Origin of the sequence: Pseudoalteromonas sp. B131b, assembly GCF_037162545.1 — a bacterium.
GTDB lineage: Bacteria > Pseudomonadota > Gammaproteobacteria > Enterobacterales > Alteromonadaceae > Pseudoalteromonas > Pseudoalteromonas fuliginea.
The window spans coordinates 610,840-637,530 of record NZ_JARLUZ010000002.1 but is presented as its reverse complement, the minus strand read 5'-3'; the positions used below and the strand labels follow the sequence as shown (position 1 = coordinate 637,530).

The window sequence follows — 26,691 nt, the reverse complement described above, 5'->3', positions numbered from 1 at the left end:
CTACAAGTATTACTTATACAACATCGAAATGGAGATTTATAGCTTACATGCTTTCTTTCTAGCTGCAGCCCACTATATAGATTTTTTAAAACATGTCAAGTACCCATCTATAATCAGAGTGATAAACAACCAAAACCGCTATCATTGGTTATTAAAATTCAAATTCTAATGCGAGCCTAAAACTATGATTTTTTTCTGATTGGCTTATCTCAGTGATAAAACCCGCTTCCCATTTTAACTGTTTTTGTCCATCAAAACGCTGTAAACCTATAAACCCTGGACCTATACCCACAAAGTCTTCACCTACGTAAACTTCAAGAGAAGGCTGAAAAGCAGAACGATATCGATAGCGATATTGCGCTCTAAACTCACTTTCCCATTCATTTTGAATATCCTGCCCCCACTCGTACACTAAAAAGGCATTCATAGTTAAGCTTGTTTTACCAAACTCTTTTTCGATCACAAAACCCGACGTTGCTTCATACACATCTTCATTATGTTTTTTTTCAAGCTCAAATAATGTCCCCCAATCGGCCCATAATTTACCTTGCTCAATCAATTGCCAGCGTAACTCAAGCTCATAAGCTTCTAAACCAAAGTCGCCGTTATCGTCTCGCTCACCAACTAAATAGCCTTCGAGTGCCATTGTATCGTTAATAGCACCGCCACCACCCAAACGCTGCGCTAGTATGTTGCCACTATCTGTTTGGTGCGACACCAACCGCCATTCAAACTCTCGCTCAAAAGGTAAAACATAGGGGTGATATACCTTATCAACAACAATACCATCGGCCTTAACTGGGATTGAAAGTACCAACAAACAAAAAACGGTAAAGCTAAGCGCTAAATATAGGTTGAGTGCTTTCATACACGTTCCTTAGATATTGAAGCTGAAATAACATAACAAAGTGATAAAAATATCACGCTACTTGTACTATATATAAGTACACTCATTAGATCAGGGGTAGCCTCGTAACCAACAAGAGCACGCAGTACGCGGCCTAGCTCAGAGTTTTCGTTTAACAAATCACGTAAATCCCACACGGTTGCGGTGTTTGTAATTAAATCTATTTGACTTGCCAAATCCAGTGCAACTAATAACTTAGCCGCGCTGTTAAAAGCAAGCAAAGTAAAAAGCGGATACATACCAAAGCGGTGCTTAATTGCATTCATTAAAAAGTACAGCAATACACTAAAACTTAAGCAAATCCCAACACCTAATAAAGTGCCAATAAATAAGCTTTGCCCTGCATCACTATTTTGCCAAAAACTGGTGAGGTAAATAATATAATGGCTTAAATACAATGTTACTGTACTGATAACTGCGATATAAAATGCCGCTGACTTTTGCTTTAGTGCAAATACCAACACAGCAATAAATATAGTAATACATAGCCCTATTTGTGAGTACTCTAACCCTTGGTGTTCAAACCATTGGCTCACCCATGATGCACTTTGCATGTACAAAAACGACATTACCGCGCCTATTACTAAAGCAGATCCTATTTTTAAAGCGCTTTGTTTTTTAACTACTTGTAGTAGCACTAATAAAATAGCCACAGGTAGCAATTGATTAAGACTCATGACTAAACTAGTTATTAGCATGCTGCGCCTCCTCATCACCAACTATTACAACGCCCCTTGCTGTATTGGGCGAAAACTCACCAAAAAATTCGTAATACCCTTTACTAAGCGGCCCTATATAAATAATGCTTTTACGGTTTGGGTAGAGTACTTTTTCTCTGTTTAGATCAAAGCTATCAAACTCTTCTGGTGTGCTATCTTGGTTTTCTATCAATAGTTTTACTTTTTTATTCGCGGGAATGGTAATTTGTGAAGGGTAGAACAAGTGCTCTTTTAAAATAATAAGGTACTCTTTACTCGCCACGTTAAACGACAAAAATAGCAAACAACAAAGGCACCGATTAAATAAACGTTTAGTCACTTTTTACTCCTGTAAAAGTAACCTTAACAGTTAGTCCACCTAAATGACTATTCGCTAAATGAATAGTTGCGCCATAAATTGCAATTATATGTTGAACAATCGCCATACCTAAACCGGCACCTTGCTCGCCTGATGGATGCTGATCGCCACCTACTCGATAAAAACGATTGAATATTCGCTCTTTTTGCTCTTCAGTCATGCCCGCACCAGAATCATCAATTTGCCAACTATAGCCGCTATTACTTGATGCTAATTTAATTATAATTTGACCATTATTAGGTGTGTACTTTATGGCATTGCTAAGTAAATTAGCGATGAGTGTGGTTAGTGTAAACTCATCACCATTAATAACAAAATCATCACCTTCAAGACTAATGGTTTGGTTTTTTTCGTCTATCTTGTCGTATTGCTCCGATACGGCTTGCTGAGTAATCGCTAGCAATGATTGGTCGCTAAACTGCCTCTGCCATTGCTCAGGCTGAGTGCGCCCTAAAATTAGCATTTGTTCAACAATATTACTTAAGCGATTAATGCCCTGCGACATAGCTTGTAATTCTTGATGGTCTTGCAGATTACTTTGTTTATTAGCCAAATTATGTACATTAATTTTTAAACTACTAAGCGGAGTACGTAATTCGTGCGCTGCATCTGAGGCAAAAAAGCGCTCTCGTAAGTAAGCGGTTTCTACGCGTTTGAATAAGTCGTTTAAACGATTAATAACCGGTTTGATTTCTTCATCGGTTACTTGCCAGTTAATTGGCGTAAAGTCGTTCGCTTGGCGAGACGCCAACTGCTTAGATAATCGAGTAAGAGGGGCTAATGCGTATTTAACAAAAAAGCTAATAAAAATAGCAAGCAGAGGGACTGCCCATAGCATAGGTAACATTGCAGATAAAATAACGGCTTCAGCTAATTCAAAACGCTTTGCCATAGGTTCAGCAACGATGACTTTACGGGTGTTTTTACTCATCACAAATACTCGCATACGCTGCCCTGCTACATTGGCCGTTTGAAAGCCCTCGCTAAAACTAATTTGGTTATTTGATAAACTCGATGAGCCACTAAGTAAATTATTATTTTGCCAAATTTGATACAACAACTGAGCGCTATTATTACTTACTTGTACTGCATCTGTGCTTAGTGCCAATGGTTGCTCAATTAAAACGCCAGCCACTATTTTAAGTTCATCATCAAGCAAACTTTCGCCGTGGTGCATACTTTTTTGATAGCCTTTTACTAATGCTAAAAAGCAAGTTAGCACCATCATTGAAAGTAAAATTAACGTCAGACGTTTACGAATTGACATTTTCAACCTCGAAAAACAAATACACTCTAACGCTTACCAACCACGTAGCCAATGCCACGTAAGGTTTTAATAAAATCACTAGGGAATTTTTTACGAAGATGATGAATATGCACCTCTATGGCATTAGAGCCAACTTCTTCACCCCATTGGTAAAGTTTGTTTTCGAGATGTTGTTTTGATTGTACCCTTCCCTGATTTTCCATCAGCGCTTTTAAAAGCATGTATTCTTTTCGCGGTATCGTAAGTGATTGCTCACTTAGTTTAACTGTATGAGCAGAGGTATCCATTACTACATCACCACAGTGTAATAAGCTTGATTGTGTTTGGTTAATACGCCGGCTTGCTACACGTAATCGAGCAAATAACTCAGCAGGGTCAAACGGCTTTGCAAGGTAATCATCTGCTCCCATATCTAGCCCCTGGACTTTGTCGTCAATACTGCCGCGAGCAGTTAAAATAACCACTGGTATTACTTTTTTGCGCTTTAATATGCTTTAAAACTTGCGAGCCGTCGCCATCAGGCAATCCTAAATCGAGAATAACAAGCTCAATCTCACCACTAGAAAGGCACTCTAAGGCGTGTTTTACTGTGCCACTGTGCTCTACGCTGTAGCCCTCTTGGCGCAAAGAGCGAATAAGCCCTTGCGCCACTAAATGATCGTCCTCAACGAGTAATAAATGCATTATGTGTTTATCTTTTAATTTTTTATCTACTTTTGCCAATAACTGACTTATTGCTTGTTGACGATATTTATCTGCTTTTGCACGAGTATCACGAATCCCAGCAGCTTGTGCTGCTAGCAAACGTGCTTTAGCTTGTTTATAATCGCCTTCGTCATACAAGTATTCACCGTATAAGTAATTAGTATCAATGCCTTCGAGATTAAAAGCGAGCGCTTGTTTAAATAATTTTTCAGCTTTGTCGTCATCACCAAAACCAATTGGCCAGCCAGGTACTTTGCTATAAAGCGTTGCAAGGCTTGCGTAAGCGGAGCCATTTAGTGCAGTGCCATCAATCGAGAGTGCATTTTCGAGTGACGCTTTTGCTTCTTTTGCTAAACCAAGTGCGCCCAAGCCCCCTTTTGCGCCAGCAAAGCTGGCTAACACAATGCCATTCCAAATATGTGTTTGCGCCGAGCTCGGGTAGTTTTTAACAAATAATGCGCTTTGCTCACTTAGTTGTGTAAACGCGTCTATTTGCGCATCGTCTTCAAGTTCGTAATTAGCAATTGCCCACTTTTGTTGAATATCGGTTAAGTCTTGCGCTTCATCTGCGTGTACTGCAGTTGCAAATACAGAAGTTAGTATTAAATAAAATGCGAGTGTAAATTTATACATAATTTTGCCCTTGTGTGTTTGTTAACTTAAAAAACGTTTAATTTTAGGAAGTTGCTTTGCAATAGCGTTATCAACAACGCTTGGAAATACGCCATTTATGCGTGCAAATAATTTTTCAGGAAAACCAATAAAGCGCCTTGTTTGGTTTGAACTTATAAGAGCTAATAACTCTTGAGCAACTAATTCTGGCGAGTCCATTTTATTGCCGAGCTCTTTATTCATTGCCCGCGCTTTACTGCTATTAATGGATGTATCTGTTGCTCTTGGTGCTAAATAGGTCACTTTAACGCCTGAACCATTCAACTCACGTGATAACGCTTCTGTAAAGCCACGTAAACCAAATTTACTGGCGCAATAAAGCGTTTGAAACGGGTAGCCAATACTGCCAAACGATGATCCCACGTTAACAATGGTGCCTTTGGTATACACTAACTGCCCCAAAAATAGCTGGCATAATTTAATAGGCACCGACAGATTAGTAATGAGCATATTATCTATTTGCTCATTACTTGTGTGCTCAAGGCTTTGCATTGTATTAATACCTGCATTATTAATAAGTAATTTAACGCCGCCGAGTTGCTTGGCTTTTATAGCTAGGTTAATACGTGCTGTATCGTCGGTTAAATCGCCAGTAAATATTTCACTGTCTGGGCATGCACTGCTCAGTTTTTCAAGGGCTTGGGTATTTCGCCCTACAAGCAGTAACTTCCACCCTTTTGCATATAGGGCTTTAGCAATCGCTTGCCCTATTCCGCCTGTTGCACCAGTGAGCACACATAAAAAACTACTCATACCAATTTGCCTTGTGCACTTGCTTTAAAAAATGGTTCGTCATCGAGTCCACGAAATATATCGCCGTATAAACGATAAAAGCGCTTTGCACCATGAAGTATGGCTTGCTGATCCGCCTCGTCTGTTATTTGGTTCATTAGGTTTTCAAAAAACTTTACATGCTCTATATCAAGCGCGCCGTGAGAGGTTAAATAACTAAATGCTTTTTTAGGTAAACCCACAGCATTTGCAATGTTTGAAGCGGCGCCATCCGCAAGCGCTATAGAAGTGCCTTCAAGCACATGCACCATGCCAAAAAAGCTCAACGGATTTTTACGTGCAATGGAGTCGTACGCATACGACACCATCATTTCGGTAGCAAATTGCGGCTGACTACACCGTACTGTTTCTTTGTCAAAACCACAGGCTGCAATGTCATTAAGTACCCACTCTTGATGACCTATCTCTTCTTCAATGTATTCTGCGACGGCTTCGCGCAGCCACTCTTGATCGTCGGTTAATCGTGCACCAACCGACATCATTAATGGCACAGTGTGCTTAACATGGTGATACGCTTGCGCTAAAAACGAGGCGTATTCTTCAAGTGATGCTTCGCCTTTAAAAACACGCTGTATAATCGGCGCTGCAAGCAGGTAGTTTTGCTCTTGTTTAGTTTGCTCTTTAAGGGTGTTAAAAAAATCACTCATTAATTACTTCTCCAAGTCGGTAAAATTGCTCAAACACAGCATGGTATTGCTTACTTATGGCATCTCGTTTTGGGCGATTATTTGTTGTTAATAACCCTTGTTGCACACTTAATGGGGCAGTTAAACGATGCCACTTTTGAATTCGAGCATAGTCGGGTAGTTGTTTATTAATTTCGTTAATGTATTGCGCTAACACTGGGTTACTTAGCTTTGTATCGGCGTAAATAATGGCACTGAGAAAAGGTCGGCCTTCACCAAACACAACGGCTTGTAAAATACCGCTTTGACTGAGTAATAGTGATTCAGGCCACTCGGCACTGATGTTGCGACCCATGCTGGTAATAATTAGGTTTTTTAAGCGGCCTTTAATAAATAAAGTATTTTGACGCTGCTCGACTAGATCGCCGGTTGCATACCACTGGTTTTTGTTGTGAGGTTGATGGTTTAAGTAACCTAAAAACAAATCGCCTTTTATAAAAAGCTGACCATTTTCAATTTTGGTTTGAATATGAGGTAACACAGAGCCGGCACTGTGGATGTTATCGTTTGTGGGTGTATTTAAACTAACGACAGATGCCGCCTCAGAAAGTCCATAACCTTGGTACACCGGTAAGTTTAAGCTACGCGCTTTGGTTAATAGCATTTCGCTGACACGCGCACCACCTACGGCAATAAACTGTAACGAACTAGGCGGTTGCCAACCATCTTCTGCAAAAGTAACTAAGCATGCTAATAGTTCAGGCACTAAAATAAGCGTATTTGGCTTAACTTTATCAATCGCAGCTATAAGCTGTGCGGGCTGTTTTAATGCAGTACCAACAAAGCCTAATTCATTTAACGGCATTAAATGCACTGTACCGTCACTTTTTAAAGGGGCATACACACCGGCTATATTTTCAAGCAATACAGCAAGCGGCAATAAACATAAATGAACAGGCTTTTTAATGTTAATTTTATCGCACAGAGATTGAGCTACCTGCATTTGACTCTTTGCAGATAAACACACGCCCTTTGGTTGCCCAGTCGATCCTGACGTAAATGTTACTTTTTGAGTATCTGGAAAATAACTGCCGGGGTTAGCTACAACGATTTCGTAAATATATAATGTGTAACACTCAAATAAAGTAATTGATGCAGTCGGCTCCCCAAGTAAAGGGTTTAGCGTGTCGCTCATAAATACATTAGCGCCACATTGAGCTAGTACATATTGAGTTTGTTGTTCACTAAAAAAGTGAGCAATTGGCACAGCCACTTTATTAGAAACCGCAGTAGCGGCATCAATAACAAGCCAAGCTGGCGTATTATCGAGCTTATAAGCGACACATTTGCCGTTAAAGCTTTGTAGTATTTTTACTACTTTTTGTATTTGCTGATTAAACTCATCACCGTTAATTTCAAGTGTTTGATCTTTATTGTGGGCAATAATTAATGGCGATATTGCATGGGTATTATAGTAATTCATACATTCACCAACGCATTTACCAAAGAATTGATATTTGAGTGATTTTGCTGCATCAAACTATAAAGCATTGGGGTATTTAATACTTGTTGGTGAGCTTGCTCTAAACTCACAACGCATACGGTAGGCTGGTTAGCGTAGTAACTTCCCCAACTTAGCGGATGCTCCACAACAAAACTGTTTGCCACAGCAATTTCAGTGCAGTTAACGCCTAATAAGCGCAGCAGTGCACGTACTTTTTTAGTGGCGCAAAATACTAAATGTTTTGCTCCTACACTTTGCAGGGCTTCATTAACAACAATAAAATGCCCAAGCGTTGCTTTGCGATGTGTAGAGCATAGATTGCCAAGCTCAAATACTTTATTACGCTGTGTGTTCTCAGGTAAAAAATGCTCAATGGGCTGTGCTAAGTATTGCTCTATAAATAGAGGAGCTGTTGCTTGCCTTAAACCCAATGTGCACTGCCCTTCGTTTGTCGTGTATTGGCAAAGTAATGGCATAAAAGAGGTAAGCGTGGCGTTATAAGCAACTAAAAACCCTTCTTTAACTGTGTTTTCTAACGCACTTCTATGCTCATCATTAATGCGAGCACTAACAAAGCGTGAGTTATTTTCAATATAAACGGGTGATGAAGGTAGGTGTGCTAATTGCATAAACATCGCTCATATAAAGTGTATGTTTGTAACTTAGCGAGCGAAACTTAAAGAAAACTTAAGAAAATAAATATTATACCAACCTACATAAATCTTTGATCAATTTAACGAATTAAATTGCACTATAACGTCGTTAAAAATTTTTTATTTAGAACAACTAGATACAAAAACTTTTGCCTAGTTCTAGCGTAATTTTCTTAACGTTAAATAGACCCCATATATAAGTAGATTGGTATTAATCAAATAAAAAAGCCCCTGAATAAATTCAGGGGCTTTTAAATAACGTTTATTTAAACTTATTTACTAACGTTTTTACGACGTCTGTTAAACCACACTAATGGGGTAAGTAATAAAGCAATAAAGCCAACACTACCACCGCTAGATTTCTTCTCGGTTACAGGTACTACAGGAACAGCTTCATTTTTTACCATTACTGTACTTTGCTGAGCTACAGTTGTCGTCCCATCACTTACCGCAACCTCAAATACAAGTTCTTCATCTGCATTTATAGAGCCAGGTGTGAAAGTCAATATTGCTGTATCTATACCCGACAGTGTTGCCCCTGTACCACTAACTTGCGTCCAAGCATAAGTTAATACATCACCATTTCTATCTGTGGCAGTCGCTGTAATAGTGCCAGTGCCAGACTCAGTTATTTCTGCTGAATCACTCTCAACAAGTAGCAATGGCATCGCGTTATCACATGATGTTGCAGCGTCTCCTGCGACTACTTTGGAGAATACAGGCGATAACACGTTAGACATTGTTAGATTATCAATCCACCAACCAAAATCAGCAACAGCCGAATCAGATGAAATACGGAAACGAATTTTAGCTTGGTTACCATTTAAAGCATTGCCAAAATTAATTGTTTCGTAGTTGCCAAAAGCCCCATCGTCTTGAATATTACGTCCTGTAAATGTATTTCGCTCTTGGAGTGCTTGAGAGGTATTTTCAATTAGTGGGCCGTTATAACCAACACTAAATTCCCCACCCACTTGCGTTACATCCGTCCACTCGCCATCATTAACACTAATTTCTACAACACCACCATCCCAATTCTCTTCAATGAGGTAAAGGTGCCAAAATGATATTACAAAATCACCTGAGTAACCTATTTCAAACGATTTAGACTCAACCGCCACATCAGTTTGGAAGCTATTGTTATTTAAAAACATTGCCTGAGCGCCTAACCCAAAGCCCGCAGCATCAAAAGTGGTTATATTGCCACTGTTATCCATGCTCTGCGTACCGATAGCAGCATCCCCACCAAACATTACATTTTCGTTTAAATCAAATAATGAGGCAGCCGACACTTCCATATCATCTGAAACAGTAGCACTAACAGGTGCTTCATCTTCAAAATCTATATTTACAGTGAATGAAATTGAATCTTCTAGTGCTTCAACAATATCATCATCCGTTTCAAGCTCAGGGAAGGTTACTGCTATTTCTAGTGTTTCAGCGGTGCCTGCATCATTTAAAGTAATAGTGATAGCGTCACTTGTTGATACTGCAAATGGTGCTGTTTCAGCAAAGGTAACTAACCCATCATTTTCAAGTGTTACATCATGATCGCTGATTACCGTTAACTGCGCTTTAGTCCCAGTTAAGGTTTCACTACCACGGTTAACAATGCTTACACTAATAGAGCCTGTTTCACCTTTATCTAGAATATTATCGTTAGTACAATAACCAAGCTCAGCACCGTTATATGCGTTATTAACGATCACGTCGCTTAACGCGAATGTAGCAAGCTCAGATTTATCAGATTCAACAACCCCCGTTAAATCATTACTGAAACGCTCTGGCGCTTCAGCTCCTAATCCCATGCCACGCTTAGCAAATGCTCCTAAAATTAATTTATAATCAGCAGGTTCAACAGCATAAGCAGCGGCTAAAATGGCATCACGCGCTTCAGTGTAAAGCGGAGCTACTGGCGTTAATTTATAACCAGCAACAAGGTAGTCAGCCATGCGGTTTTGAGCTTCATCAAAACCATGTTCGTTAATTAATGCTACATAACTTTCCCATAACATCGTTGCCCATATTTCGCCTGCGGCATGTGGAGAAGCTACACTTGTTGGTGTAATACCAATATCAGCGCCTGCATTTTCTGTAATATGGCGGAATGATAATGCATTTACCTCGATATCAGTTGAGTAAGGTACGCGACGAATACCGTAATAAAAGTCCTCTACAAATGTACCGCTACCATATGCCTTTTGGAATTTATCATTGCCTGTAATGTTAATATCATCAGCTTTAGCAATAAACATTAGTGAATGGAAGTCCCCCCAACCCTCGCCCATTGCGCGACCTTGGAAGTTAATTAAACCAGATGAGTTACCCACTAAACGGTTACTGATATAGTGTCCCCATTCATGAGCAATAATACCATTATCAAACGTACCATCTTTTAATGTTGCTTTAGTAAACATATCTACAGAAACAGTATCGCCCGCAGCCATTAAGTCATACATAGCATGACCATCAGCGTAATTTAATCCCATATTTGGAATAGTAACTGCATCATCTTCACCGCCCATTGGCGCTGGCTCATCTGTGTCTGGGTCATTATTTACAACAATTGCTGCTATTGCGCCCGCATTTTGTGCATTTTTTACTTTAATTGTGAAAGAACATGAGCCGCGATCGACTAACGCTATTTTACCTGCAAGATCTGCGGCATTTATAGCGGGCTCACACCCATCATTAATACTTGTTGAATCGGCTGTATTACCATCGTCTAAGCGAACAACATCCCCTTTAATATCACTAAATTGATATTGACCAAAGCCTGACTCTTGTGTTGAATCTAATAAACCTAAAGTCGCATGCGAAGTAACTGTAATACCAAAATCAACACCGACTTGTGCATCTTTACTATTGTATAAATACATTTGCATACGAGGGCTTGCACCATCTGCAGGTGTCGACATATTAGCATTGTTACGTCCTGAATTATCCTGCGCTTGTGCTTCAATTGGATCGCCTTCTATGCCTCCACGTTCAAAATTAGATAGCTGCGCAACATTTGATGTTTCATCAAAGCCGTGATCGTAGAAAAAATCATGTAAAAAGTTATTCATATAAAATAAATTAACAATTGCGGCTTTTCGATTAGCGAAACTATTGGCAACTTGATCTACTTGGTACGGATAATCAAATGTCAGATCGGCTGTGGTATCAGCTGTAAAGTCGCCTTCACTAAAATCTTGTGGCGCAACAACATCAGCATAAGCAAATACATTGTTGCCCGATGTAGTTGTAGCATCATCAGCTAACCATGGATCCATTGTGCTTAATTTACTGTAATAAGATAACGCAACCATTGGCGCGTCTAAAATTTCAGTTTCATCAACTTGATTAGGCCCATCAGCTGGAATTACATCACCATGAGGGCTTTCCATTGGGTAGCCATCTTGATTGGCATACACGCGATAATTAAAGTCGGCTGCATGTGATTTCAAGTCTTTCTTAAAATAAACTTTGTTATTTTGAGTGCCAATTACATAGCTATAATAGTCGCTTTCAAGCGCATTTTTATCCGCAACTTCGACTTCAACATAATATGCTGACTCTAATTGTCCTGCGACTTCAAAAAATACTTTCTTCGCGCGGGGTTCACCTAATATAATTTTAGAATCATCACCTGAGGTGGCCTGATATTTAGCATATCCACCTTCTTCGCCAATCTTACGAAGCGATGCATTAATACCAGCCAATTCCATAAGTGCAGATTTAATGCTTTGCTCAGCATTTACAAAGCCACTCAAAGCCGCAAATGATTTTTCAGCTGACGACGTATCCGCAAAATAACCAGAGCCAGCCACAAGGTTAAACTCTTTATCCATTATTAAGTTGAATTCACGATTAAAAACATCAATACCATGAACCTGCTGTTTATACTTTGCGACTATTGAGCCTCGCTTTTGCTCATGCAAATCAGTCATTACTGCTGATGATATTGTGCTTTTCTGACTGCTAATACCAGTTAGAGATTCTAAATAAAGATCCGCTGCATATTGGTTTCGTTTTGCAGGCTCAATAAGCGACATATTTGGCGCCTTTTGCCCCACCGCTTGCCATAAAAATGTGGCTTTACCCAATTGTTTGTCATAAATAGAACGATGACCAGATACTGTCGTTCGCTCAGCTAGTGCGCGTTGCTGCATTGCCGCTGGTGCTATTGCTTGAGTTTGAGAGTTTGCAGTTACATCAAAGTATTGCGCTGATTCAGCTGCGGTTAGTTGTCCTGCGTATAAAGTAGCTGCAACAATTGTTGCTACTGTGGTTAGTTTGAAATTAGACATAAAACACCCTGTTTATATTTTGTAATTTTTGTTTATTAAATGTATTTTAAATGTAATACCAAATGACAGTAGCAATAAGTCGTGTAAAAAAAGCTAAAAAACTCTATCTTGTATAATAAAAAGGTAAAAATATGAAACCGCCGTATTTAATAATTGCATTGATATTTACTGCTTCAGGCACTTTGACTGCCTGTAATAACAGCAAAGAGCCAGCTGCTGCAGCCGTACAACAGTCTGAGCCTCAAACTCCAACACAGGTCAGCATAAAAAATAAAACGGCAGTAGAAGATGTTAGCCAAAAAAGACATCTGCAAGCAAATAGCATTATGTCATCAGGCGATAAATTGATTTTTAACTCAAAGGTATTGAAAAAGGGGGATATTGTTTTTAACCAAACGATGCAACAAAAAGGGGTCGTTACAGGAACACTTGTTCTTACGCTTGCATCTGATTTTGTACCAAAGGATTTAGCCAACAACTTTAATTTAATACGCTCGACTGCGCATAACTATATGTTACTAGTCACTCAAGACGATAATATTAAAGCCGTTGCTAAATCATTAAGTGCTTATTCTGATGTAAAAAATGTCGAAGTATCCGTAAATTACTCACCTATAGAAACCCAATTTTAAATACTGATGGTTCTATAAGTCGTTAATTTTTGTCAGCTATTACACAGCAGTTTCGGCCGTGCTCTTTAGCGTAATAAAGTGCTTTATCCGCATATTTGTACACTTGGTCTATATCGTTACTGTGCTCAGGCCAGGTTGCAATACCTATAGAAATAGTAATAAATCCAATAACGTCCATGCTTGTTGAAGCAACGGTTGTTCGTAGTCGTTCCGCTATTTTAAAAGCACTTTCGCTGTCTTCATTTGGTAATATGAGTACAAACTCTTCACCACCAATACGCGCTACAACATCATCCTTTCTGGATAGTTTTTTTATAATATCGGTGAGTGTTTTTAGTGCTTCATCACCTTTATGGTGGCCAAAGGTATCATTTACACGCTTGAAAAAATCGATATCAATTTCCAATATTGCAAATGGAATTTGCTTAAGCATAAGTTGATTAAGTAATCCGTTTAAACTTCTGCGGTTATGCGCCCCTGTAAGTGGGTCTGTTTGTGCATCATGGCGTAATTGGCCTATTTGAGTTTGTAAAATACTCACACCTTTTAACATGGCAAGCTTTAACCTCTGGCTTTCAAAATACCATGCTTTTATATTCTCAAAATTTTCAAAACTAGCCGGGTTATCAAGTGTATTTACTTTGTTTGCGAGTTGTTTAAGCGGCCTAGAAATAAAATGAGCAAAAAAGCCTATAAGTATAAAAGTAATAACCGCCATTGGTAACGTACGTTTGATAACTTCTATAATCAATGTATCAAGTGAGGCTAAGGTATTTTTAACTGGACGTTGCGCAATAACTCCCCAATGTGCTTTTTTTACTGGGGCGTAGCCTGCTAGCATCTCAACATTTTGGCTGCTTTTAACATTCGCAATCCCTCCTTTTCCATTAATAACATCATCTATAATTGCGTTATTATTTACATAGGTGCCGATACGAATATGATCCGGATGATAAAGTATGCGTTTATAAGAATCGACCACATATATATGTGTCCCTTCATCGTAATAATGTTGATCCAGTAAATCATTCAAAATGCTGCGCTCTTTTAAATAAAGAGATCCACCAAGATAGCCTAAATAATTCCCTGCATTGTCAAATAACGGATGGGAAATAAAAATTATCAAATTACCTGCGGCTGACATATAAGGTTTACTAATGAGCGGGCGCTTTTCTTTCAATGCTTGTATTGCGCCTGGAGAAGAAATTGTTTGCTCCATTATTTGCGGTAAAACAGGAGACGTCGCTGCAATAATACCGTTCTTGTTTATCACTACAGAATTAAAACTATTTGTTTGTAAATTTAATCTGGTTACTTCTTCTTTCAATAATTTTTCATTATTTATTTCTTGCTCTATTATTTTTGCTGAATAAGTAAGTTGCTGCATTGCAGCTTCTAAAAAATTATCGGTTGCCGAAGCCAACTTATTTGCATAAGCATAATTGCTTTTTAGTGTGTAATTCATTAACTGCTCTTTTTGCACTTGATAAGTAGAATAAAAACTACTTACTAGAGTGCTCAACGAAGCAGAAAATGCTAAAAGCAGAATGAGTAACCTTAGATTAAGTGCAGGTAGTAATTTGTACAGCAAATGTATATCGTCCACAGTACAAGGCAGTTAAAGCTTGCACTTATTATTGTATATAAAGCCTACAATTATACCCTCTTGAAAACTTATAATCTAATGTTTACAAAGACAGAAAAAATATATGTAAGTACTGATTTTCATTAAATTTAACGATATAAATTTTATCTATTCGTTACAATACGTTAATGGCTTTAGTAAAGAAAAACCATGTTTTGCAGTTGCACTAAAAAGTAGATAAGCTGCACACACTTATCTATTTTATTTAGCTTTGGAGTGTGTTTTGCTAAATAAGTATATTGTGTCGTCTATCGTTTTTTTATCTGGGTGCTTCATGCCAATACAATCCTCGTTCGCACAACCTGTACTTTCTCTTGAACAACAGCTTGGTCAAAAGCTCATGCTTGATTTTCGCTATTTTTGCGAACAAGGTACGAATAAACAATGCAGAACACCATTAACTCAATTACCAGATAAGCTTGCACACATAATTGCAAAGCATAACATTGGGGGGTTATCTTGTTTTCTGAAAATATCCAATCAATAGAGCAAACTATTACACTGAATGCTCAACTGCAAAATGCAGCAAGTAAATCGAGTAGTAAACTACCGTTATTTATATCCATAGATCAAGAAGGTGGACGAGTAGCTAGGTTACCGCGTGATCTAGCTACTTCATTTACTGGCAACATGTCGATTGGTGCAACATATAAAAAACACGGAACAAGCTTCGCTACAAAAACGGCAACGGTTATTGCTAAAGAGCTAAGTTCTTTGGGTATTAATGTAAACTACGCGCCTACTATCGATGTAAATATGAACCCAGATAATCCGGTAATAAACGTACGCTCTTTTGGAGAAGACCCTGTTTTAGTTGCCAAGCTTGGTGCTGAACAAGTTGCAGGATTTGAAAGCAATGGGGTTATTACGTCGTTAAAGCACTATCCTGGGCACGGCGATACCAGCGTCGATAGTCACACTGGTTTACCTATGGTAAGTCATGAAAAAGAGGTTATTTACGCTCAAGATTTAGCACCATTTAAATACATTATTGCAAAGCAAAATCCCGGTATGATCATGACGGCGCATATTCAGTATCCTGCGCTAGATAGTACAACGTTTGTAAGCGTTGATGGAAAAACCATGATAAAACCTGCAACGATGTCTCGTAAAATAGTAACCGACATTTTACGAGGAGAACTAAATTACCAAGGTGTTGTAATAACTGATGCGCTTGACATGGCTGGTATTAGCCATTTCTTTACACCCACTCAAGCGGTAATTAATACATTTTTAGCTGGTGTTGATATTGCACTAATGCCAATTGAAATTAGAACGCCAGACGATTTAATAACGTTGGATGAACTTATAAAATCACTTGCCGCAGCGGTTAAATCAGGGCAACTTGATGAGCAAGAAATAGCTAAATCAGCGCAACGTATAATATCACTTAAAAATAAGTTTAGATTAAACACTCATTTGGACCCTATCAGCGCACTTATAAATGCAAAACAAACAATTGGCAGTGCAGCACATCGTGAAATAGAAGCGCAACTAGCTGTGGAGGCTATAACGCTAGTTAAAAATAATAAAAACACTTTACCGCTTAGCCTTAAAACAGATCAGCATATTCATATTATTATGCCTGACACACGTAAGTGTATGGCAATGCAACAAGCCATTGAAGCTATAAGCACTCAAGTGCTTAACTATACTTGTAGCAGCCTGCAAGGTTTTAACCCGCAGCAAGCACATATCGATATAACCACTGCCGATATAATAATTGCAGGTAATGCGACACCAAACCAAAGTGCGGTAGAAATTGGCGGCATGGATGATTTAAAAGACGACGCTAATTTTGCACTCAATAATGCACAGCAGCCAAAAGCACTTAAATCATTACTCAGTTTTGCTAAAGCCAATAATAAAAATACCGTATTTATAAGCTTAAGAGCCCCTTACGATATTGCTGAATTTGGCAACTACGCACAAGCTGTACTTGCATCCTACGCATATAATATTGATGTCGATAAAAACGATGTTGTATCTGGCCCTGCTTTTACCGCGCTTGCAAAAGTACTACTTGGGCAGTCACCCGCCAATGGTGTATTACCTGTCACTATAAAGCAGCAAAAGGCGCACTAATATGAAACTTAACTGTGATTTAGGCGAAAGCTTTGGCGCATGGAAAATGGGCCTTGATTGCAGCGTAATGCCACATATTGATATGGCTAACATTGCCTGTGGTTTTCATGCCGGCGATGCCGATGTAATGGCAAGCACGCTCACTCTTGCAAAACAATATAACGTACAAATTGGCGCTCACCCGAGCTACCCAGATCTGCAAGGTTTTGGTAGGCGCTCAATGAATCTTAGTGCAAGCGAGCTAATAAACTGCCTACATTATCAAATTGCAGCGGTTGAAGGTATGGCAAAAGTGCAGGGATTAACACTTAGCTACGTAAAGCCACATGGTGCGCTTTATAACGACATGATGGCTGATGAAACAATATTAAACACTGTCATGCATGCCATTGCCATCTACCCAACCCCATTAAAGCTCATGCTACTTGCAACGGCTAAAGCACATAGCCATCAGCAACTTGCCAAAACATACCAATTAACATTAATTTTAGAAGCCTTCGCGGACCGTCAATATACCGATGCAGGACTGTTAGTGTCGCGAAATATTCCTGGTAGCGTGCATAATAAATCGGCACTGATTGCGCAAGTAAAACAACTGTTAACTACAGGCTGTGTAACAACTCAATCGGGAAAGGTATTACCTTTACATGCTGATAGTTTATGTGTGCATAGCGATAACGAAGCAAGCATTGCCCTTATTCAGGAGATCAAAGTTCTGTGCCAAACTCGTTAAACACTCAAAAACTAAGTAACCTGAACTCTGGTTAAGAGATTTACTACGTATTGAATCATGGTGATATTTAACTTTATTTTCTCTAGCCAGAGATTCTCAGTGAAAACAAGGCGAATTTACGCGTCAATAGCTACTCGATATAGATTTATTATCCAGAGTTCAGGTTAATTAATCATGCATATTGTACATTACGCAATGAGCTTAAGCTCAACACAGGTCATAAACTTTACTTTATTTATTATATTTTTAACGTACCATTAAAGCGCTACTCTTAATTTTAGGAAAAATGCAAATAGCATATGGAACTTTCCCCTTATACTCAGTTTACACCCTACCTTAGCCACAGCACTTTTTGTTGTAAATTTGATAGTAACCACTTTATTGATAGTGACTTTTCGAGTTATCAGATTTTTTCACCGCTGCAACTTCAAAAAGCAGTCACAAAACGAAAGGCCGAGTATTTGGCTGGCCGATTTTGTGCGAAAAAAGTACTAAACGCACTCGGTATTTTCTCTTTTGATATTCTTTCTGGCAATAATCGCGCGCCGATATGGCCTGATAAAGTTATCGGTAGTATTACCCACACTCAAGGGATTGCAATGGCAATGGCCTCTCAGCGCACAGATATCGCTGGCATTGGTATTGATATCGAACAGCTAATGAGCGCAAAACAAGAGCGAGAGCTACAAGAACAAATTTTACACCCTAATGACTATCCTCAGTTTAGATTGTTCGCAGAGCAGGTATCACACCCGTTAACCATTATCTTCTCAGCAAAAGAAAGTATTTTTAAAGCTTTGTACGCAAGTGTGAAACAATTTTTTGGCTTTGAAGCGGCTACGCTCATTGCCTTTAATGAACAACAACTGCAATTTAAAATAACCGAAGCACTTTCACCGCAAGTGCCTAAAGACACTTACTTAACCGTATTTTACCAATGTGACAAAAATATAGTGCTCACAGAGTGCGAATTCAAAAATTCCTAGTTATACCAACCTGCATAAATCTTTGAGCAATTTAACGAATTAAATTGCACTATACGTCGTTAAAATTTTTATTTGAAACAGCTAGATAAAAAATTTGTCTGGGACCTGTTTATCTTTCGAGGTTAAATTTTCAGCCGTATGCTTGGTATTTAGGCAAGGCTGAGCTTATGCAGTGTGGTTATTCCCCATAATATAGTCGATAACGTTGAATAAATGCCAAACATGCGCTGCCAGTAGGGTAACGCAGGAGCCGTTACCAAGCCCACTAGGTTACAAACCTCACGCCGCGATTAAATCGCCCCTAGATTGAAATAACAGCCAAACCACCTCTTTACTGATTAACAATTAAGTTAAAAATACAACATTAATTAACTTTAGTGTTGTATTTTAATACAACCAAATGTAGTATTGAAAACAATTATCATTTACATTTACAAAAAGGAATACCTGTGAAATTTAAGGATGTTTTAATCCCCCTCGCAGCACTTACATCTACTACAGCTTTAGCTAATTCTGATAACAATGACACAGTGGATCAAATGACCGTGATTGAAGTTACTGGAGAGTTATTATCAAGAAGTCTACTACAAAGTGGTAATAGCGTTGTTGTTTTCGATAGTAAAGAACTTGAAAGCCGCCCCGAATTAAGAACAGTAAGAGACGTATTAAGCGAAATTCCAAACATCACAATGGTCACTGGTACTGGTAAAGCTCCAACAGTAAGGGGTATTGATGGTACTGGAGCCGCAGAAAACGCGAATGCATTTTTTGCAGGCAGCAGAGCACGCTTAAACTGGCAAATTGATGGTCGTTCAGCGACTTATAACGAAATAGTTTTTGGCGATTTAGGTATTTGGGATCTAGAACAAATTGAAGTTCTCAGAGGGCCACAAAGTACTTTAGCTGGGCGTAATGCAATAGCAGGTACAATACGGGTAGAAACACAAGATCCGACGTTTGAACAAGAGTTCACAATTCGTGCTGAAGGCGGGAATTTAGACCAAAAACGACTTTCAGCTATTTATAATCAACCTCTTTCGGAGCAGTTTTCCTTACGAATTGCAGCAGATCAATTTGAACGTAGTTCATCTGTTGATTATGAATCTTACCCTGGTGTTAAAGACCCAGCTGACATGGAAGGCCGTGCAATTAGAGGGAAATTACTTTATGAGGGCGATGACAAATACGGTACACGCGTTGTTGTCACACTAACCGATAACAAATACAGTGGTCCAAATAGTGAAATCATTGATTACCCATTTGATCAGCGTCGTTCTAACTTTCCGCAACAACCCGTTCATGTTACGCATACTAAAAGCTTAGGCATTGAATACAGCGCATCATTAACTCAACAACTACAGTTAGAAGTAACGGCTTCAGCAACAGACTTTAATTTTGAACGTAAATCTACGCCAGATGGGTCTAAAGCGAATATTGATAACAAAGAGTTTGTGATAGAACCTCGTTTACGCTATCAAGGTGATAACGGCGAACAATGGGTTATTGGTAGTCGCTACTACACTTCAAAACAAGATGATTGGATCCAATTCATTGTAAAACAAAGCTTTACTGATGATTCAGATAATTTTGCAATCTACTCTGAGGGTGCCCTCCCATTTAGTGACAAATTTGAGCTAACGGCAGGTTTACGCTACGAAAAAGAAAACCGCAAACGTGAAGGCGGTGATCCTGATAGAGCGATTGCAAAAATAGAATCCGATAACGACTACAGTGCCTTATTACCTAAGCTTGGGCTCAGCTACCAAGTAAGTGATACGCATATTGTCGGTTTACAATTATCTCGCGGGTATAATGCAGGCGGCGGCGGCATTTCCTTTGGCGCACCAATTGTTAACTATGAATATGATGAAGAGTACGTAAACTCTTTAGAAATCTATGGTCGTCAGCAATGGGCTAATAACAGTATAAGCACATCTCAAAACCTGTTTTATTCGCAATATACAGACATGCAACTACCTTTTGATTTAACACCTGAAAACTCACGTGATGAAGCTTATGTAGTTAGAAATGCAGACGAAGTAACTACTATTGGTTTTGAATTTAATGCCGATTGGCAGATTAATGATCAGTTCAATCTTTATGGTGGTTTTGCACTGTTAGATTCAGAGATCACTGATTATCCAAACTCAGGCCTAGAAGGAAACTCATTACTTACGGTTCCTTCTGCTTCTATGAAATTAGGGACCACATGGCAATCAAATAATTGGGTTGTTAACGTTAGTGGCCAGTACACTGATGGCTGGTATACCAGTATTTCAAACGATGAAGGCGGTAAAACAGACGCTTTTGCGACCTTTGATACAAGTTTGAACTACGTTATCTCTGAGCAAGCTAGAGTGTATCTTTCAGTACGTAATATTTTTGATGAAGATGCTCCTGTTGCATTGTATCCAGGTACAGCACCTGCTGATAGCAATGAACCTGATACTAACTTTGATACAGCAGTATTGACCCAACCAAGAACGATTAGTGCGGGCATACAGTATACATTCTAATCAATCAGATTTTTCCACGGCAAAGCTAAATTATTTGCTGTGGAAAATCTATAAAATCAATAACAAAGGTTATTAAGTATGACAACAATTAAATACGATAGCAGCCTCTGGCCATTAGCTGTAACAGTAGCAAAGGGGAGTGCACGCTAGCAATGCACTTAGACTCTTTAATATCATGGGATCGTTGGTTTGATAGAGCTGAAGCATTTATTGTAGTGCGTGTTTATACAGATGAAGCATCCTTACAACACCCTAAAGGGGCGGGTCCTGCAACACAAGAATGGCTTAAAAATGGTGCGGCAGAGAAAATGCAACAACTTGTTCAAGCGATGCTTATCGTTGTTCCTGATGAGCAATATCAAAAATTGCAGAATATGAGCGTTCAAAAAGCCTTTGGTATACCTGGAGCCGTATTTAAATCACTTGATGATGCTAAAACATGGCTACAGGCATCAGCCAAAGAGATAGCGATACCTGAAAATATTGAATTACAAGATGTAGCTACACTTGTCCACTCTCATTGCGGTAATACCAATTAGCTTAATTAAGTGATCTATTTTTAGGTAAGAAAATCGTGTCGATAACAAGGCAACAAAGAGTTAATCGTCCCTCAAAGGGAAGCGCATGTTTGGTCTTTATACTGCATTATCGCCTATTTATGGGCAGTGACCACACTACATAGGCTCAGCCTTGCCTAAATACCAAACATACTGCTGCAAATTTAACCTCGAAAGATAAACAGGCCCTAGTTACCCCTTTATAAAAACACTCAATAATATGTAATCGATACAACTTAAAATCATATATTTGTGAGTGTTTTTTCCGCCACCATAATGTGGGGAAGTACATCTTCAATATCTGTTTGCAGCTTTGCATTAATATTATAAACATTACTTAAATGGCGCTGTGTTAGTACTTCTTCAGGCGAGCCATGAGCAACAACTTTTCCTTTATCAAGCATGTAAATTCGATCTGCAAAGCTCGCAGCAAGTGATAAATCATGAAGAACAGCAACAACTCCCGCGCCTTGTTTTGCCGTTGTAACGGCTTGGTTCATAACTTCATATTGATGATATAAATCTAAGCTAGCAGTTGGCTCATCAATTAATAAATAAGCATTTTTTTGCTGAGTTAAACTTGGCTGTAATTGGCACAATACACGCGCTAATTGAGTACGTTGCTTTTCACCACCAGAAAGCTGAGTAAAGCATTGCTGTGCTAGGTGAGTAATCCCTACTGCTTTCATTGCATCATTAGAGCACTGTTTCAAAGTAGCCTGCGTACACTGTTCTTGATGACTAAAATGCGCCATATCAACAACTTCATTGACGGTGAAAGGAAAATCTAACTCGTAGCTCTGGGTTAATACCGCCCTTAATTTAGCAAGCTCTAGCAAACTATACTCATTTAACTCTCGTTGATTAATATTTATCGTTCCGCCACTTAACGGCAAATCTCCTGATAATGCTTTCATTAATGATGATTTACCTGCGCCATTGGGACCAATGATAACTACAATTTCATGTGGTTTTACATAAAAATCAATATTATCCAGCAACGTTTTATGTTTAATTTTTACGCTAAGTTGATTGCCAATTAACATAGTTCACTTTGCTCCTTGGTAAGTTTTTAGCAGCATAATCAAAAAGAATGGACCGCCAATAGCACTGGTTATTAGACCAATGGGCACTTCTGCTGGTAGCATTATGGTACGGGCAAATAAATCAGCAAGGCTAAGCATTAATGCTCCCCCTAACATACAAGCTGGTAATAAATAACGGTGATCTGGGCCTAATATTAAGCGCATAATATGCGGCACTATTAAGCCAACAAAACCAATAACGCCCGTAATTGCGACGGCTGCGGCAGTGCAAAGTGCCGTATATATAAAAACCTGCTTTTTCAATTTAGTCACATTAATGCCGACATGCTTCGCTTGAGCCTCTCCTAATAAATACACGTTAAGAGGTTTAGATAAACGTAATAAACCAATACAACAACCAATAATAATACCGAGTGTTGGCATTATCATCGCAAGGTGATTCCCCGCCAAAGAGCCCATACTCCAAAATGTTAAATCACGCAATTGTTGCTCATTACTTACCAGTGTTAAGATACCGATAATAGCGTTTACAATCGCATTTACGGCAATCCCTGCCAGTAGTAGACTAACGATAGTAAAACGCCCATTTTGCGCGCCCAACCGATAGATAAACATGCATACCGCTATACAACTCAAAAATGCCCCTACAGGCACCGCATAGTAGCCTAAGTTGTCGCTAAAATTAGCAAACAAGCTTGTTCCTAATACAATAGTTGCTACTGCACCTAACGCTGCACCACTGGCAATGCCAATCAAGCCAGGATCTGCTAATGGATTTCTAAATAAAGCTTGCATTGCAGCACCGCTGGTTGCTAAACCAGCTCCAACAACCATCGAAAGTAGAATACGAGGAAGGCGGATCTGCCAAATTATAGCGTGTTTAAGCTGATCATCTACCGGCTGGGTTAGCATAAGCATCGTCTCGCGCAGCGTTATCACAACCCCTCCCTGACTTAGGGCAATAAAAAACACCAATATACAAATAATAAACAAAACAGGAATAGATAAAACCCGTATCCGTTGTTGCGCTAATAACCTATTTCCTAACGCCAGCATAACTATCGCTCGTCCTGTTGTTTTGTGCTGTTTTCAGCTAATTTTAAAAATCTATATTGATAGCCATCTGGCAAGCGTGTTTTAGGATAAAATGCATGCGCTAATTCTACGGCCGCTTGAGGCGTTCTAGGCCCCATACTTAACAAATAGAGCGCATCAAAATTGTAAATACGCCCATTTTTTATCGCATTTGAATATTTAAAAACAGATAATATTTCAGCGCTTGGTTGCTGATCATTGGCGCCAATTCCCATACTAATAATCACATCAGGATTTAGTGCCAATGCAGCCTCGCTTGAAATCGTCTGCCAGTTAACCATTGTTTGAGCCATCATATTCACTCCACCGGCAATAGTTACCAACTCATCAGCAGTCGTCTCTGCCCCTGCAACCATAAGTTGACTACTGCGGATAACCAAAACCTTAGGTTTAGTACTAGTTTGCTCTAAAATATATGACAAGGCCTTGCGGTCCGCTTGCAAAGAGTCTGCGAGCATATTGCCCTTACTCACAACATTTAATTGTTTGGCTATTTGCTCTATTTTATTTTCAATACGCCAAAAGTTGTCGTTTTCATGCAAGATAACCAAGTTAGCGCCAGTGAGCTTTAATTGCTCAACCATTTTTTTAGGACCAACATCTGATTCAGCGAGGATAAGATCTGGATTTAATGACAACACACCTTCAACGCTTATTTTGCGAACATAGCCAATTTGTGGCTTCTGAGTTGCAGCGGCTGGATAAACACTGGTGCTATCAACGCCAACAATGCGTTGTTGTTCACCAAGGGCGTAAATAACTTCTGTTATTGAGCCCCCTGCAACCACTATTCGCTGTGGATTAACAGGCTGCGGACTTGCATGTACATAGCTATTAGCAAGTAAAGTAACAAACATAATAAATAAAATAGATAAGGGTTTCATTGATGTTAAATTTAATTTGAAAACAAAAATACTAACAGTTTTCATTTGCAACTTGTAGTTTTTATTATGATTGTTTTAATGACCTATAAAATTTAGTTTAGCCTCTTAGGTAATAAGGTATGTTAGCTTTTCAGAGTTAAATTATTTCAATTTAAAGGCCATTTAATCACGGCGTAAAATGTGTAACCAAGTCGCCCCATAACGGCCCGCGTTACTCTAATAGCTGTATCCTTGTGAGAATAATTAAAATAGTGGATGACAAAAGGGTTTCATCACCGAGTCAAACCTAAATAGCAGCGAGTGTCATCCATGTTTGTCATCGCCTACTTATGGTAAATAACCACACTACATAGGCGCTACCTTGCCTAAAAATCAAACACTCGGCTGCAAATTCAACATCGAGAAGTAAATTAAAGCTTATTTTTCCCCTATTTATTTAACCTGAACTCTGGATAATAAATCTATCTCGAGCAGCTATTTTCAGCGCTAACTGCGTTGAATTTACTTGCAATAGGCCAGCTATTGACGCGTAAATTCGCCTTGTTTTCACTGAAAATCTCTGGCTAGAGAAAATAAATTTAAATATCACCATGATTCAATATGTTAGTAAATCTCTTAACCCGTGTTCAGGTTACTTAGTAACTTTTTAAACACCGTAAAATAGATATTTGTTAAATTTCCAAGCTCGCTAATATGAACTCGTTCATTTTCTTGATGGATAGTGCCGTTAGTTAAACCAAGTTCAACTACTTGCGGACAAATATCGCTAAAAAAACGGCCATCAGAAGTCCCTCCTGCAGTTGAGGTTTGAGGAAGCAAACCAGTACATTGATTAATGGCTGTTTTACACTCTTTTATTAGCGAAAGTTTATTTTTACTATTCTCTGCAGAGTAATAAGGGTTGCAAGCATGCGATGTTGTTAGTGAGAAATCATTAGTAGTTCGCGTTACAATATGAGTGACTAAATGAATTAGATCATCTTCACTGTAAGCCGTGGTATAACGAATATTTAAATTAATTATTACAGCGTCAGGTATGACATTATCGCTGCACAGGCCTGAGTCGATATGAGTGACTTGCATTGTTGTACCAAGCTGATTGCTATCTCTATTATCCCAATCAAATTTCATTAAATCTTTTACAATGCTACAGGCATGATGGATAGCATTAATGCCTTGAGTCGGATAAGCAACGTGCGCACTTTTTCCATTAACTTGAATGGCAAAACTCAACGCCCCTCTGCGTCCAATTTTTAGCATGTCACCGCACTGCTTTATTGATGTCGGTTCTCCAACAATACAATAATCCAAGTCCTGTTTTGCATCTTTAAAGTGTTTTACAATTTCACATGAGCCGAATAAAGCATCGCCCTCTTCATCGCTGGTAATTAAAAACCATAGTCGCCCAACAAAGCTCCCTTCGAGTACTAGCATCTCAGCTGCAACTAAGGCTGCGGCAATACCGCCTTTCATATCTGCGATACCTCGACCGATCAGGTAATCATTTTTAATTTTACCTGCAAAAGGTGGGGCTTGCCATTTATTAAGATTACCTGCGGGCACAACATCCGTGTGCCCACAAAAACCTAAATCGGGTCCATCACCATTAGATATAACAGCAATTAGGTTACTCACCCCATGACTTTCAAATGTATCGATTTTTGCTCCCAGCATTGATAATTTTTTTGCAATCCATGCTTGGCAACCTGCGTCATCAGGTGTTACCGATTCAAATTGCAGTAATTCACGTGCATACTCAATTACTCGACTTTGGTATTCGCTCTTTAACTCAGCCGTTAAAGTAAATTGTTCATCGATGATAAGGCTCACCTCATAATTAAATAAAGGGTATTGAGGGAGTTTGTTTCATCAACAAGTTAAACAACAAACTCCCAGTAATAACTAATACTTTAAACGCACTACCAATCCACTATTAGCCACAATCAACATCATTAGCTTGCTTATATTCAGCAGCCAGCCATTGCGGTACATCCTCTGGTGGTGATTGCGCATCATT

Annotated in this window: 19 protein-coding genes and 3 pseudogenes; 6 read left to right on the top strand and 16 right to left on the bottom strand. The window is 39.0% G+C overall.

The window, feature by feature from the left end:
* Positions 1-151 precede the first annotated feature (151 nt).
* The 11 genes and pseudogenes from P4S65_RS20780 to P4S65_RS20730 all read right to left on the bottom strand — a co-directional run bounded on the left by P4S65_RS20780 (position 152) and on the right by P4S65_RS20730 (position 12,495).
* Positions 152-868, bottom strand: a complete 717-nt coding sequence (locus P4S65_RS20780; protein ID WP_337121100.1) for a hypothetical protein — start codon at positions 866-868, stop codon at positions 152-154.
* Positions 865-1,605, bottom strand: a complete 741-nt coding sequence (locus P4S65_RS20775; RefSeq protein WP_337121099.1) for an iron transporter — start codon at positions 1,603-1,605, stop codon at positions 865-867. The genes P4S65_RS20780 and P4S65_RS20775 overlap by 4 nt, the downstream gene beginning before the upstream one ends.
* Positions 1,592-1,945 (bottom strand): cupredoxin domain-containing protein, encoded by a 354-nt coding sequence (locus P4S65_RS20770; protein ID WP_337121098.1) that lies wholly within the window; start codon positions 1,943-1,945, stop codon positions 1,592-1,594. Before P4S65_RS20770 ends, P4S65_RS20775 begins: the two co-directional genes overlap by 14 nt.
* Positions 1,938-3,251, bottom strand: coding sequence for an ATP-binding protein (locus P4S65_RS20765; RefSeq protein WP_337121097.1), 1,314 nt, complete (start codon positions 3,249-3,251; stop codon positions 1,938-1,940). The genes P4S65_RS20770 and P4S65_RS20765 overlap by 8 nt, the downstream gene beginning before the upstream one ends.
* 26 nt (positions 3,252-3,277) lie before the next feature.
* Positions 3,278-3,935 (bottom strand): annotated as a pseudogene (locus P4S65_RS20760) (response regulator).
* Positions 3,936-3,947: 12 nt separating this feature from the next.
* Positions 3,948-4,589 (bottom strand): annotated as a pseudogene (locus tag P4S65_RS20755) (tetratricopeptide repeat protein); the annotation flags it as partial.
* Positions 4,590-4,610: 21 nt separating this feature from the next.
* On the bottom strand, positions 4,611-5,381 hold the full coding sequence (locus P4S65_RS20750; protein WP_337121096.1) for an SDR family oxidoreductase: 771 nt from the start codon (positions 5,379-5,381) through the stop codon (positions 4,611-4,613).
* Positions 5,378-6,067, bottom strand: coding sequence for a TenA family transcriptional regulator (locus tag P4S65_RS20745; RefSeq protein WP_337121095.1), 690 nt, complete (start codon positions 6,065-6,067; stop codon positions 5,378-5,380). The genes P4S65_RS20750 and P4S65_RS20745 overlap by 4 nt, the downstream gene beginning before the upstream one ends.
* On the bottom strand, positions 6,060-7,529 hold the full coding sequence (locus P4S65_RS20740; protein ID WP_337121094.1) for an AMP-binding protein: 1,470 nt from the start codon (positions 7,527-7,529) through the stop codon (positions 6,060-6,062). The genes P4S65_RS20745 and P4S65_RS20740 overlap by 8 nt, the downstream gene beginning before the upstream one ends.
* Positions 7,526-8,179 carry a thermostable hemolysin gene (locus P4S65_RS20735; RefSeq protein ID WP_337121093.1) on the bottom strand — a complete coding sequence of 218 codons (654 nt, stop codon included), beginning with the start codon at positions 8,177-8,179 and terminating at the stop codon, positions 7,526-7,528. The genes P4S65_RS20740 and P4S65_RS20735 overlap by 4 nt, the downstream gene beginning before the upstream one ends.
* A 296-nt stretch (positions 8,180-8,475) precedes the next feature.
* On the bottom strand, positions 8,476-12,495 hold the full coding sequence (locus P4S65_RS20730) for a rhombosortase-dependent M36 family metallopeptidase (protein WP_337121092.1): 4,020 nt from the start codon (positions 12,493-12,495) through the stop codon (positions 8,476-8,478).
* 131 nt (positions 12,496-12,626) lie between these two features.
* Here P4S65_RS20730 and P4S65_RS20725 point away from each other — a divergent pair, with 131 nt between their 5' ends.
* Positions 12,627-13,127: a hypothetical protein gene (locus P4S65_RS20725; RefSeq protein WP_096794200.1), complete on the top strand. Its 501-nt coding sequence runs from the start codon at positions 12,627-12,629 to the stop codon at positions 13,125-13,127.
* Between the two features lie 22 nt (positions 13,128-13,149).
* On the opposite strand, the gene P4S65_RS20720 is transcribed toward P4S65_RS20725, so the two are convergent.
* On the bottom strand, positions 13,150-14,592 hold the full coding sequence (locus tag P4S65_RS20720; protein WP_337121091.1) for a sensor domain-containing diguanylate cyclase: 1,443 nt from the start codon (positions 14,590-14,592) through the stop codon (positions 13,150-13,152).
* 454 nt (positions 14,593-15,046) lie between these two features.
* Between P4S65_RS20720 and P4S65_RS20715 the strand changes: the two are divergent.
* The 5 genes and pseudogenes from P4S65_RS20715 to P4S65_RS20695 all read left to right on the top strand — a co-directional run bounded on the left by P4S65_RS20715 (position 15,047) and on the right by P4S65_RS20695 (position 21,631).
* Positions 15,047-16,857 (top strand): annotated as a pseudogene (locus P4S65_RS20715) (glycoside hydrolase family 3 N-terminal domain-containing protein).
* Between the two features lies 1 nt (position 16,858).
* On the top strand, positions 16,859-17,590 hold the full coding sequence (locus P4S65_RS20710; protein WP_337121090.1) for a 5-oxoprolinase subunit PxpA: 732 nt from the start codon (positions 16,859-16,861) through the stop codon (positions 17,588-17,590).
* A 299-nt stretch (positions 17,591-17,889) separates the two neighbouring features.
* On the top strand, positions 17,890-18,576 hold the full coding sequence (locus P4S65_RS20705) for a 4'-phosphopantetheinyl transferase family protein (protein ID WP_337121089.1): 687 nt from the start codon (positions 17,890-17,892) through the stop codon (positions 18,574-18,576).
* Positions 18,577-19,025: 449 nt separating this feature from the next.
* Positions 19,026-21,092: a TonB-dependent receptor gene (locus P4S65_RS20700; RefSeq protein ID WP_337121088.1), complete on the top strand. Its 2,067-nt coding sequence runs from the start codon at positions 19,026-19,028 to the stop codon at positions 21,090-21,092.
* 152 nt (positions 21,093-21,244) lie between these two features.
* Positions 21,245-21,631 carry a hypothetical protein gene (locus P4S65_RS20695; RefSeq protein WP_337121087.1) on the top strand — a complete coding sequence of 129 codons (387 nt, stop codon included), beginning with the start codon at positions 21,245-21,247 and terminating at the stop codon, positions 21,629-21,631.
* Positions 21,632-21,891: 260 nt separating this feature from the next.
* Here P4S65_RS20695 and P4S65_RS20690 read toward each other — a convergent pair whose 3' ends face one another.
* From P4S65_RS20690 to dapE, 4 genes are all read right to left on the bottom strand, one after another.
* Positions 21,892-22,695 carry a heme ABC transporter ATP-binding protein gene (locus P4S65_RS20690; RefSeq protein ID WP_033028652.1) on the bottom strand — a complete coding sequence of 268 codons (804 nt, stop codon included), beginning with the start codon at positions 22,693-22,695 and terminating at the stop codon, positions 21,892-21,894.
* 3 nt (positions 22,696-22,698) lie between these two features.
* The gene (locus P4S65_RS20685; protein WP_198403036.1) at positions 22,699-23,751 is read right to left on the bottom strand and encodes a FecCD family ABC transporter permease; all 1,053 of its coding nucleotides are present in this window, start codon (positions 23,749-23,751) and stop codon (positions 22,699-22,701) included.
* A gap of 2 nt (positions 23,752-23,753) precedes the next feature.
* The gene (locus P4S65_RS20680) at positions 23,754-24,719 is read right to left on the bottom strand and encodes a heme/hemin ABC transporter substrate-binding protein (protein WP_442961891.1); all 966 of its coding nucleotides are present in this window, start codon (positions 24,717-24,719) and stop codon (positions 23,754-23,756) included.
* Between the two features lie 570 nt (positions 24,720-25,289).
* Entirely contained in the window at positions 25,290-26,504 is a 1,215-nt protein-coding gene (gene dapE, locus P4S65_RS20675) for a succinyl-diaminopimelate desuccinylase (RefSeq protein WP_096794194.1), read from the bottom strand.
* Between the last annotated feature and the right edge of the window lie 187 nt (positions 26,505-26,691).